Consider the following 11,500-nt stretch of genomic DNA (forward strand, 5'->3'; position numbering starts at 1 on the left):
TCCCTTTTTGTGTTATAATATTGAAGATTGAAATGTGAACGGAGAATGAGAAACTATGGCTTTAACAGCAGGTATTGTAGGTTTACCAAACGTTGGTAAATCAACCCTATTTAATGCAATTACAAAAGCAGGAGCAGAGGCTGCAAACTATCCTTTTGCGACCATTGATCCAAACGTTGGAATGGTAGAAGTTCCAGATGAACGCCTCCAAAAATTGACGGAAATGATTACTCCTAAAAAGACAGTTCCAACAACCTTTGAATTTACAGATATTGCAGGTATTGTAAAAGGAGCATCAAGAGGAGAAGGTTTGGGAAATAAATTCTTGGCCAATATCCGTGAAGTTGATGCGATTGTTCATGTGGTTCGTGCCTTTGATGATGAAAATGTCATGCGTGAGCAAGGTCGTGAAGATGCCTTTGTGGATCCGCTAGCAGATATTGATACTATTAACCTAGAGTTGATTCTTGCTGACTTAGAATCAGTCAATAAACGCTATGCGCGTGTAGAAAAAATGGCGCGTACGCAAAAAGATAAGGAATCAGTTGCAGAATTTAACGTTCTTCAAAAGATTAAACCTGTTCTTGAAGACGGTAAATCAGCACGTACCATTGAATTTACAGATGAAGAGCAAAAAGTAGTCAAAGGTCTTTTCCTTTTGACCACGAAACCTGTTCTTTATGTAGCTAATGTTGATGAGGATGTCGTTGGAGAACCAGATTCTATCGATTATGTGAAGCAAATTCGTGAATTCGCAGCAACAGAAAATGCAGAGGTAGTGGTTATTTCTGCGCGTGCTGAAGAAGAAATTTCTGAGTTAGACGATGAAGATAAAAAAGAGTTTCTTGAAGCCATTGGTTTGACAGAATCAGGAGTTGACAAATTGACTCGAGCTGCTTATCATCTACTAGGACTTGGAACTTACTTCACAGCTGGTGAAAAAGAGGTTCGTGCATGGACCTTTAAACGTGGCATGAAAGCTCCTCAAGCAGCTGGTATCATCCACTCTGACTTTGAAAAAGGATTTATTCGTGCAGTGACCATGTCTTATGACGATTTGGTAAAATACGGCTCTGAAAAGGCTGTAAAAGAAGCTGGACGTTTGCGTGAAGAAGGAAAAGAATATGTCGTGCAAGATGGCGATATTATGGAATTCCGCTTTAACGTTTAATCAGTATTTAAAATAATGTCAATTAGGTTGGAAAAAAATTCCAACCCTTTTGACTTTTGAAAGGAAATATAAATGACAAAATTACTTGTAGGATTGGGAAATCCAGGAGATAAATATTTTGAAACTAAACATAATGTTGGCTTTATGCTGATTGACCAACTAGCAAAAAAACAGAATGTTACCTTTACACACGATAAGATATTCCAAGCTGAGTTAGCCTCATTTTTTCTTAACGGTGAAAAAATTTATCTGGTGAAACCGACGACTTTTATGAATGAAAGTGGAAAAGCTGTTCATGCATTGTTAACCTACTATGGTTTAGATATTGAAGATTTACTGATTATTTACGATGATCTTGACATGGAAGTCGGAAAAATTCGTCTTCGTGCTAAAGGATCAGCTGGTGGTCATAATGGAATTAAGTCGATTATTCAACATATCGGTACACAGGTTTTTAATCGTGTAAAGATTGGCATTGGAAGACCTAAAAAAGGAATGTCAGTAGTTCATCATGTTTTGAGTAAGTTTGATCAAGAAGATTATATTGGTATTTTACAGTCAATTGACAAGGTTGACGATGCTGTAAATTATTATTTACAAGAAAAAAACTTTGAAAAGACGATGCAGAAATATAATGGGTAAGGAAATGGCATTAATCGATTTCTTTTTAGAAAATAAACAAATTCTATCTTGGCATAAGAACTTACCACAGCAACAAAGACAATTATTGCTAGGTCTTTCTGGCTCAGCAAAATCGTTAGCGATTGCTAGTAGTCTGAAGAGTCAGGATAAGGTTTTAGTGATGACTTCCACATATGGAGAGGCTGAGCGTCTGATTAATGATTTAATCTCCATATTAGGTTCTGATCTGGTTTATCCATTTCTAGTAGATGATTCACCAATGGTTGAATTTTTGGTATCATCTCAGGAAAAGATTTTTTCTCGGGTTGAAGCTTTACGGTTTCTAAGAGATGAGTCTCAAAGAGGGATTTTAGTTTGTAACGTCGCAGCTAGTCGGGTATTCTTACCAAGTCCTCAAGTTTTTGATGATAGTATCTTAGAACTTCAAGTGGGGCAAGAATGCGAACAAAGAGAATTAAAAAATCACTTGATTTCCCTTGGTTATAAGAGAGTTACACAAGTTCAAAGTCAGGGAGAATTTAGCCTTCGTGGAGATATCCTGGATATCTTTGAAACCTCTCAAATATCCCCTTACCGAATCGAATTTTTTGGAGATGAGATTGATGGTATTAGAAAATTTGATACTGAAACTCAATTATCAAAAGAGAGTCAAACTCAAGTACTAATCTATCCAGCTAGTGATATTTTGTTAACGCATGAAGATTATCATCGTGGCCAGAAATTTTTAGAACATGAGATTGATAAGGCACTTTCTCCGACTTTAAAGTCTTACTTAGAAGAAGTTTTTAGTTGTACGAAAGAGCAAGTTCTTCATGTAGATATTCGCAAGTTGTTGTCTGTATTTTATAAAAAACAGTGGACCTTGATAGACTATTTGAATCAAGTTCCTATTATCTTTGATGATTTTCAAAAAATCATGACCCAGTACGATGCTTTTGATAAGGAAACAGCTAGCTACTTTACAGAAGATTTACACAACAGTAAAACAGTATCAAGTTTACAATATTTTGCTGATGTAGAAAGTCAGTTTAAAAAATATGTACCAGCGACTTTCTTTTCAAGTTTTCAAAAAGGGCTTGGAAATTTAAAATTTCATCATCTGTATCAGTTCAATCAATATCCTATGCAGGAGTTCTTTAATCAGTTTTCTTTTCTGAAAGAGGAAATTGAACGTTATAAAAAATTGAAGTATACGATTGTTCTTCAATCAAGTAGCAATACTGAACTAAAGAAACTGTCAACGATTCTTGATGAATACGATATTAAAGTTGACAATAATGACGAAAGTGAAATCTGTAAAGGAACTGTCAATCTTGTTGAAGGAAATCTGCGACATGGGTTTCATTTTGTAGATGAAAATCTTGTATTTATCACTGAATATGAGATTTTTAAAAAGAAGATTAAACGGAAATATAGAAGACAAAATATAAGCAACGCTGAGCGATTAAAGGATTATAACGAGCTCCAAAAAGGAGACTATGTTGTTCATCAAATTCATGGTATTGGGCAATATTTAGGGATTGAAACGATTGAAATCAAAGGAATTCATCGAGACTACGTAAGTGTTCTATATCAAAATGGAGATCGTATTTCTATTCCTGTGGAGCAGATACAGACTCTTTCTAAGTATGTCTCTAGTGATGGTAAGGCTCCAAAGTTAAACAAATTAAACGATGGACGTTTTAAAAAAGCGAAGCAAAAAGTAAAGAGCCAAGTTGAAGATATTGCAGATGACTTGATTAAGTTATATGCAGAGAGAAGTCAACTTAAAGGTTTTGCATTTTCAAAAGATGATGAAGACCAAAACGCTTTTGACGAAGCATTCCCATATGTAGAGACTGAGGACCAACTTCGAAGTATCGAAGAAATCAAGAAAGATATGCAGGCTTCTCAACCGATGGACCGACTTTTAGTTGGAGATGTTGGATTTGGTAAGACAGAAGTAGCTATGCGAGCTGCATTTAAGGCTGTCAATGATCATAAACAGGTTGTTGTTTTAGTGCCAACTACCGTTCTTGCTCAGCAACATTACAGTAATTTTAAAGAAAGATTTGAACAATTTGCTGTCAATGTGGATGTTTTGAGTCGTTTTAGAAGTAAAAAGGAGCAGACTGAGACACTTGAAAAATTGAAAAAAGGTCAAGTAGATATTTTGATAGGAACTCATCGAGTTTTATCTAAAGATGTTGAGTTTGCTGATTTGGGGTTGATGATTATTGATGAAGAGCAACGTTTTGGTGTTAAGCATAAGGAAGCTTTGAAGGAATTAAAAAAGAAGGTTGATGTCTTAACCTTGACAGCTACACCAATTCCTAGAACCCTCCACATGTCTATGTTAGGTATCCGAGATTTATCAGTCATAGAGACTCCTCCAACCAATCGATATCCTGTTCAAACCTATGTTCTTGAACAGAATGATCGTGTCATTCGCGATGCTGTATTGAGAGAAATGGATCGTGGTGGTCAGGTTTACTATCTTTACAACAAAGTTGACACGATTGAAAAGAAGGTTTCAGAGTTACAAGAACTGATTCCAGAAGCTTCGATTGGATTTGTTCATGGACAAATGAGTGAAATTCGTTTGGAGAATACGCTACTTGACTTTATAGAAGGACAGTATGATATTCTTGTCACCACTACAATTATTGAAACAGGTGTGGACATTCCAAATGCAAATACTTTATTTATTGAAAATGCGGATCATATGGGTCTGTCTACCTTGTATCAATTAAGAGGTCGGGTTGGTCGTAGTAACCGAATTGCTTATGCTTATCTTATGTATCGTCCAGATAAAACCCTGACAGAAGTTTCTGAGAAAAGATTAGAAGCCATAAAAGGTTTCACTGAACTAGGTTCCGGTTTCAAAATCGCCATGCGAGATTTATCCATTCGTGGAGCTGGGAATCTTTTAGGAAGCTCGCAGTCTGGTTTTATTGATTCTGTTGGTTTTGAGTTGTATTCTCAGTTGCTGGAAGAAGCGATAGCTAAGAAAAATGGAACTGACAAAAAACGTGAAAAAGGAAATGCAGAATTAATTCTACAAATTGACGCTTATCTTCCGGATGAGTACATTTCAGATGAACGACATAAAATTGAAATTTACAAGAGAATTCGTCAGATTGATAACCGTGTCAACTATGAGGGATTACAAGATGAGTTGATCGATCGTTTTGGAGAATATCCAGATGTGGTTGCTTACCTTTTAGAAATTGGATTAGCTAAAGCATATCTTGATAAAGTATTTGTCAATCGTGTTGAAAGAAGAAATAATAAACTTGTTATTCAATTTGAAAAAATATCTCAACAACTATTCTTAACTCAAGATTATTTCCAGGCTTTATCTCAGACAAGTTTGAAGGCCAATATTTCAGAAAATCAAGGTTTAATCGAAGTTATTTTTGATATTCGTAATAAAAAGGATTATGAGATTTTAGAAGGTCTTTTAACTTTTGGAGAATCATTAGCAAACATAAAAGAATCAAAAGAGTCACATTAGGAGTTATCTTTTTTCTTCTATAAAAGGTAGAAAAATGGTACAATAATAATTTGAGGTAATAAAAATGAGATTAGATAAATATTTAAAAGTATCAAGAATTATTAAGCGTCGTACAGTGGCTAAGGAAGTTGCAGATAAGGGACGTATCAAGGTAAATGGTATTCTTGCTAAGAGCTCTACAGATTTAAAAATCAATGACCAAGTTGAAATTCGTTTTGGAAATAAATTGTTGCTCGTAAAAGTGTTAGAAATGAAAGATAGCACTAAAAAAGAAGATGCTGCAGGTATGTATGAAATTATCAGTGAAACAAGGGTAGAAAACGATGTATAAAAAAATTGTGCAAATGAATAATTCTTTTATTCAAAATGAACACCAACGTCGTAAATACTTGATGGAAGAACGACAAAGACGAAATCGTTTTATGGGCTGGGTTTTGATTTTGATTATGTTGTTGTTCATCCTACCAACCTATAATTTGACTCAAAGTTATCAGCAACTACTCGAACGTCGCCAACAGTTAGCCGATCTGAAAAAACAGTATCAAGAATTGAGCGATGAAAAAGATAAAGAATCAAATCTTGCAACCAAATTAAAGGACGAAACATACGCAGCCAAGTATTTGCGTGCAAAATATTACTATTCAAAATCATGGGAAGAAGTTTATACTATTCCGGACTTACTTCCTAGGTAATGTAAAATGGAAAATTTATTAGATATTATTGAACAATTTTTAAGTCAATCAGATGAAAAATTAGAAGAGTTAGCTCAAAAAAATCATCTGTTACGGTTACAGGAAGAAGAGGAAAAAAAGAATGCGTAAATTTTTAGTGATATTGCTACTTCCTATTTTTTTAAAAAGTGTCCAAGTAGTAAGCACTGAGAATCCAGTTATCATTCCAAACCAAGAAGTTTATTCCTTAACCCACGCTTCGTATCATTTTTACTATCAAGATGTTATAGAATCTCCAAAATTTTATGGTGAAACATCTGTTTATTCTACAGAAGATTTGATTAAAGAATCAGGAAAAGTCAATGCAGATACAAAATTATCTGTTTTAGAATGGAGATTAAATAAACAAGGACAGCCTGTCTTTAAATTGTCTAATAATCAGTTTGTGATGGCCGATAAACGACTTTTATATGATAGTTCAATTGTCAACAATTTTTCTAAACGAGTGTGGTTAGAACCTGAATTTATTGTCTATAATAGCCCTTATGATAAACAAGAATTAAAATCTACTTTGGTACCCTATCAAGATGTTGAAGTAGATATGTCTATTTTTGCGGGTGGGCATGAATTTTTACATATCAAACAAACTGGTTGGATTTCGACGGATTATATTTCCGATGATGACAATCGTATCCAGAAAGTACAAGAGTTGTTATCTGCGAATTATCAAAATGAACAGTTCTCTATTTATATTAAACAATTGAGTACAGGTAAGGAAGCTGGGATTAATGAAGATCAAAAAATGTACGCTGCTAGTGTTATGAAATTGCCTTATCTTTATTATGTTCAAGAAAAAATCAATCAAGGTGATTACCAACTTGACACGAAATTAAAGTATGTTTCCGAAGTTAATGATTTCCCTGGTTCTTATAAACCTGAAGGAAGTGGAAGCCTCCCTAAAACAGCAGACAATAAAGAATACACACTCAAAGATTTAATCACAAAAACTGCAAAAGAATCTGACAATGTAGCTCATAATATTCTTGGTTATTATATTACGAATAAATCAGATGAAGCCTTTAAAAAAGAGATGGCTACTATCGCAGGTGAGGAATGGGATGTGACAGATAAGTTGGCTTCAGCTAAAATGGCTGGTCAAGTTATGGAATCTATTTATAATCAGAATGGTTTTGTTTTAGAATCCCTATCACAAACAGCTTTTGATAATCAGAGGATTGCTAAGAAAATTTCTGCTAAGGTAGCCCATAAAATTGGGGATGCAGATGAATTTAAACACGATGTAGGAATAGTCTATACAGATTCTCCTTTCATTATTTCAATCTTTACCAAAAATTCTGATTATGATACCATTTCTAAAATTGCTAAGGATGTCTATGAGGTCCTAAAATGAGAGACCGAGATTTTTTAAATCATTTTCTAGAAAAAGGTTATTTTAAAGATCATTCACGAGTTGTACTAGCCTTGTCTGGTGGATTGGATTCGATGTTTCTTTTTCATCTCCTTTCAACTTACCAAGAAGAACTTGGGATTGAATTATTTTTAGCTCATGTAAACCATAAACAACGATTAGAATCTGATCATGAAGAATATGAATTAATAAAACTAGCTGAACAAGTTGGAGTTCCAATTTACGTAGCTCATTTTACTGGAGATTTTTCAGAAGCAAATGCTCGTCAATTTCGCTATAAATTTTTTAGGAAAGTAATGGGGAAAACTTCCTCTACAGCCCTTGTAACAGCTCATCATGCAGATGATCAGGTTGAGACGGTATTTATGCGAATGATTAGGGGTGTTAGATTACAACACTTATCAGCTATTAAAGAAAGACAAACGTTTGATAAGGGAGAATTAATTCGTCCTTTGCTGTCTTTTTATAAGAAGGATTTTCCTGAAATCGAGCATTTTGAAGATAGGACGAATGAAGAAAATTACTATTTTCGCAATCGAGTTCGTAATATTTACTTACCACAACTGGAAAAAGAAAATATTCAGGTAAAGAGAGCGTTTTTTGAGTTTGGAAAAGAAGTATCTGACTATCAAATTGCTCTGACTGAATTATCTCAAACAGTCAATGTGGAAGATTTAACTCAGTTTTTATTCTTTTCTGAGGCAACACAGCGAATTTTACTACAACAATACCTTAGTTGTTTTGCTGATTTAAATGTAACAAGAGAACAATTTCAAGAAATTCATCATATTTTAAAAACTAAGAGTCAATATCGGCATTATATAAAAAATGGTTATGAACTTGTAAAAGAATACCAGCACTTTAGAATTTGTAAAATCAGACCAAAGTCTGATGAAAAAAGTAGTGAGTGTGTGTTAAACTATCAAAATCAACTTCATTATGAAGGTTATTTATTTTCATTTGGAATCCCTCTAGAAGGGGAAAATATTCAAAAGATGAATGTTTCTCGTGAAACATCGTTGATTTTAAGGCATCGACAGCCTGGTGATTATTTGATAAAAAATGGTCATCGTAAAAAACTAAGGCGACTTTTTATTGATTTAAAAATTCCTAAAGAAAGACGAGAAAAAGCTATTATCATTGAGCAATTTGGAAAAATTTGTTCAGTTTTAGGAATTGAAATCAGTGATTTGAGTAAAAAAATGAAAAATGATATAATGAACACTGTACTTTATATAGAAAAAATAGATAGGTAAAATCATGTTAGAAAAAGATATCAAGAAAATTTTGATTTCACAAGATGAAATTACAGAAGCAGCTAAAAAGTTGGGTGCTCAGTTGACAAAAGATTATGAGGGTAAAAATCCGATTTTAGTTGGAATTTTAAAAGGTTCTATTCCTTTTATGGCAGAATTGGTGAAATATATTGATACACATCTTGAAATGGACTTTATGATGGTCTCTAGCTATCATGGTGGGACTGTAAGTAGTGGTGTCATTAATATTAAACAAGACGTAACTCAAGATATTAAAGGTCGACATGTTGTCTTTGTAGAAGATATCATTGACACTGGTCAAACCTTGAAAAGTTTAAAAGATATGTTTACTGCAAGAGAAGCAGCGTCTGTGAAGATTGTTACCATGCTTGATAAACCAGAAGGTCGCACTGTAGAAATCGAAGCAGATTATACATGTTTTACAATTCCAAATGAATTTGTTGTAGGATATGGACTAGACTATAATGAAAACTATCGTAACCTTCCTTATGTAGGTGTATTGAAAGAGGAAGTTTACTCAAAATAGAAGGGTAAGTGTTTGAATGCAAAAACAAAATAATGGTTTCATAAAAAATCCATTTCTTTATTTGTTGATGATTTTCTTGCTAGTGACAGGATTCCAGTACTTTTTTGCTGGCAGATCTGCTGGTCATAGTCAACAAATTAAGTACTCAGAATTGGTTCAGGAAATCACTAACGACAATGTAAAAGAAATGACCTACCAACCAAGTGGTAGTGTTATTGAAGTGTATGGTGTCTACAAAACTGCTAAGACAGAGAAACAGGAAACGGGAATTCAATTTTTTACACCCTCTGCTACAAAAGTAGAGAAATTTACAAGTATTGTCCTCCCATCAGATACAACTGTAGCGGATTTGCAAAAGCTAGCAAGTGAACATCAAACACAAATTGAAGTGAAACACGAAAGCTCAAGTGGTATGTGGATTAACATCCTGGTTTCAGTAGTACCATTTGCTATCTTATTCTTCTTCCTCTTCTCTATGATGGGAAATATGGGCGGAAATAGTGGACGTAATCCAATGAGCTTTGGACGTAGTAAAGCTAAAGCTGCTAATAAAGAAGATATCAAAGTTCGCTTCTCAGATGTCGCAGGCGCAGAGGAAGAAAAACAAGAACTTGTTGAAGTTGTTGAATTCTTAAAAGATCCAAAACGATTTACAAAATTGGGTGCCCGGATTCCAGCTGGTGTTCTCTTAGAAGGACCTCCGGGAACTGGTAAAACATTACTTGCCAAAGCAGTCGCAGGAGAAGCTGGTGTACCATTCTTTAGTATTTCAGGTTCTGACTTTGTAGAAATGTTCGTCGGTGTCGGTGCGAGCCGTGTACGTTCTCTCTTTGAGGATGCAAAAAAAGCAGCACCAGCTATTATCTTCATTGATGAAATTGATGCCGTTGGTCGACAACGTGGTGTCGGTTTAGGTGGAGGTAATGATGAACGAGAACAAACCTTAAACCAACTCTTGATTGAAATGGATGGTTTTGAAGGAAATGAAGGAATTATTGTCATTGCGGCAACAAACCGTTCAGATGTTCTTGATCCGGCTCTACTTCGTCCAGGCCGTTTTGATAGAAAAGTATTAGTTGGTCGTCCAGATGTTAAGGGACGCGAAGCAATTTTGAAAGTCCATGCTAGAAATAAACCTTTAGCTGAAGATATAGATTTAAAATTGGTAGCACAACAAACTCCAGGTTTTGTTGGTGCCGATTTGGAAAATGTATTGAACGAAGCAGCTTTGGTTGCAGCTCGTCGCAATAAATCAGTGATTGATGCTTCTGATATTGATGAGGCAGAAGATCGTGTTATCGCTGGACCATCTAAGAAAGACAAGACTGTTTCACAAAAAGAACGTGAATTGGTTGCCTACCATGAGGCAGGACATACCATTGTCGGTCTAGTATTGTCAAATGCCCGTGTTGTTCATAAAGTTACCATAGTACCACGTGGACGTGCAGGCGGATATATGATTGCACTTCCTAAGGAAGACCAAATGCTTCTATCTAAAGAAGATATGAAAGAACAATTAGCTGGCTTAATGGGTGGACGTGTAGCTGAAGAGATTATCTTTAACGTCCAAACAACTGGAGCATCTAATGACTTCGAACAAGCTACTCAGATGGCGCGTGCAATGGTTACAGAGTATGGTATGAGTGAAAAACTTGGTCCAGTACAATATGAAGGAAGTCATGCCATGTTTGGTGCACAAACCCCTCAAAAATCAATTTCAGAACAAACAGCTTATGAAATTGACGAAGAAGTTCGTTCATTATTGAATGAAGCACGAAACAAAGCTGCTGAAATTATCCAGTCAAATCGTGAAACTCACAAGCTAATTGCAGAAGCATTATTGAAATACGAAACATTGGATAGTACACAAATTAAATCTCTATACGAAACAGGAAAGATGCCTGAAACAGTAGAAGAGGAATCACATGCACTATCTTATGATGAAGTAAAATCAAAAATGAGTGAAGAAAATTAATTATCTTAAATACTATAAACAGAGGAGGCACAAGTTTTCTCTGTTTTTTTATAAAAAGTTAAGGGAACTCAAATTTAAATCAAAGATTTCGATATATAGAAAATAAAATACAAGTTTACCTATGTCAATGCTCTCTTAGAGGAAATGATTCAAATTTTCTGAAAACAAGAATGCAACAGTTACTTGAATAATATGAAGAAATGTTTTCAAAAAATGATATGTGTTTCATAAAAAACAATTATTGTAAGAAAAAAATTAAACGAAACTCTGGACAGACGAACGGTTTAAAGGCCGCAAAGCCCTTCTCAGAGAG

Annotated in this window: 10 protein-coding genes; all 10 read left to right on the plus strand. The window is 34.6% G+C overall.

The window, feature by feature from the left end:
* Nucleotides 1-55 precede the first annotated feature (55 nt).
* Nucleotides 56-1,171: a redox-regulated ATPase YchF gene (gene ychF, locus HMPREF2728_RS00885; protein ID WP_049530395.1), complete on the plus strand. Its 1,116-nt coding sequence runs from the start codon at nucleotides 56-58 to the stop codon at nucleotides 1,169-1,171.
* Between the two features lie 72 nt (nucleotides 1,172-1,243).
* Nucleotides 1,244-1,813: an aminoacyl-tRNA hydrolase gene (gene pth, locus HMPREF2728_RS00890; protein WP_045613244.1), complete on the plus strand. Its 570-nt coding sequence runs from the start codon at nucleotides 1,244-1,246 to the stop codon at nucleotides 1,811-1,813.
* Nucleotides 1,806-5,309 (plus strand): transcription-repair coupling factor, encoded by a 3,504-nt coding sequence (gene mfd, locus HMPREF2728_RS00895; RefSeq protein WP_083280532.1) that lies wholly within the window; start codon nucleotides 1,806-1,808, stop codon nucleotides 5,307-5,309. Before pth ends, mfd begins: the two co-directional genes overlap by 8 nt.
* A 64-nt stretch (nucleotides 5,310-5,373) precedes the next feature.
* Entirely contained in the window at nucleotides 5,374-5,640 is a 267-nt protein-coding gene (locus tag HMPREF2728_RS00900) for an RNA-binding S4 domain-containing protein (RefSeq protein WP_001234970.1), read from the plus strand.
* Nucleotides 5,633-6,001, plus strand: a complete 369-nt coding sequence (locus tag HMPREF2728_RS00905; protein ID WP_000277028.1) for a septum formation initiator family protein — start codon at nucleotides 5,633-5,635, stop codon at nucleotides 5,999-6,001. The genes HMPREF2728_RS00900 and HMPREF2728_RS00905 overlap by 8 nt, the downstream gene beginning before the upstream one ends.
* A 6-nt stretch (nucleotides 6,002-6,007) precedes the next feature.
* Nucleotides 6,008-6,130: an SP_0009 family protein gene (locus HMPREF2728_RS10900; RefSeq protein ID WP_000429332.1), complete on the plus strand. Its 123-nt coding sequence runs from the start codon at nucleotides 6,008-6,010 to the stop codon at nucleotides 6,128-6,130.
* Nucleotides 6,123-7,391 carry a serine hydrolase gene (locus HMPREF2728_RS00910; protein WP_075226791.1) on the plus strand — a complete coding sequence of 423 codons (1,269 nt, stop codon included), beginning with the start codon at nucleotides 6,123-6,125 and terminating at the stop codon, nucleotides 7,389-7,391. The genes HMPREF2728_RS10900 and HMPREF2728_RS00910 overlap by 8 nt, the downstream gene beginning before the upstream one ends.
* Nucleotides 7,388-8,665 carry a tRNA lysidine(34) synthetase TilS gene (gene tilS, locus HMPREF2728_RS00915; protein WP_075226792.1) on the plus strand — a complete coding sequence of 426 codons (1,278 nt, stop codon included), beginning with the start codon at nucleotides 7,388-7,390 and terminating at the stop codon, nucleotides 8,663-8,665. Before HMPREF2728_RS00910 ends, tilS begins: the two co-directional genes overlap by 4 nt.
* A gap of 4 nt (nucleotides 8,666-8,669) precedes the next feature.
* On the plus strand, nucleotides 8,670-9,212 hold the full coding sequence (gene hpt / locus HMPREF2728_RS00920; protein ID WP_000890189.1) for a hypoxanthine phosphoribosyltransferase: 543 nt from the start codon (nucleotides 8,670-8,672) through the stop codon (nucleotides 9,210-9,212).
* 16 nt (nucleotides 9,213-9,228) lie between these two features.
* Nucleotides 9,229-11,187 carry an ATP-dependent zinc metalloprotease FtsH gene (ftsH, locus tag HMPREF2728_RS00925; RefSeq protein ID WP_075226793.1) on the plus strand — a complete coding sequence of 653 codons (1,959 nt, stop codon included), beginning with the start codon at nucleotides 9,229-9,231 and terminating at the stop codon, nucleotides 11,185-11,187.
* The last annotated feature ends 313 nt before the right edge of the window (nucleotides 11,188-11,500 follow it).

Source organism: Streptococcus sp. HMSC061D10 (assembly GCF_001808865.1).
Taxonomy (GTDB): domain Bacteria; phylum Bacillota; class Bacilli; order Lactobacillales; family Streptococcaceae; genus Streptococcus.

Bases quoted from the DNA above. Each gene is read 5' to 3' on its own strand.
- tilS (WP_075226792.1), top strand. From the start codon at position 7,388: ATGAGAGACCGAGATTTTTTAAATCATTTTCTAGAAAAAGGTTATTTT.
- ftsH (WP_075226793.1), top strand. From the start codon at position 9,229: ATGCAAAAACAAAATAATGGTTTCATAAAAAATCCATTTCTTTATTTG.
- mfd (WP_083280532.1), top strand. From the start codon at position 1,806: ATGGGTAAGGAAATGGCATTAATCGATTTCTTTTTAGAAAATAAACAA.
- HMPREF2728_RS00905 (WP_000277028.1), top strand. From the start codon at position 5,633: ATGTATAAAAAAATTGTGCAAATGAATAATTCTTTTATTCAAAATGAA.
- HMPREF2728_RS00910 (WP_075226791.1), top strand. From the start codon at position 6,123: ATGCGTAAATTTTTAGTGATATTGCTACTTCCTATTTTTTTAAAAAGT.
- ychF (WP_049530395.1), top strand. From the start codon at position 56: ATGGCTTTAACAGCAGGTATTGTAGGTTTACCAAACGTTGGTAAATCA.
- HMPREF2728_RS10900 (WP_000429332.1), top strand. From the start codon at position 6,008: ATGGAAAATTTATTAGATATTATTGAACAATTTTTAAGTCAATCAGAT.
- pth (WP_045613244.1), top strand. From the start codon at position 1,244: ATGACAAAATTACTTGTAGGATTGGGAAATCCAGGAGATAAATATTTT.
- hpt (WP_000890189.1), top strand. From the start codon at position 8,670: ATGTTAGAAAAAGATATCAAGAAAATTTTGATTTCACAAGATGAAATT.
- HMPREF2728_RS00900 (WP_001234970.1), top strand. From the start codon at position 5,374: ATGAGATTAGATAAATATTTAAAAGTATCAAGAATTATTAAGCGTCGT.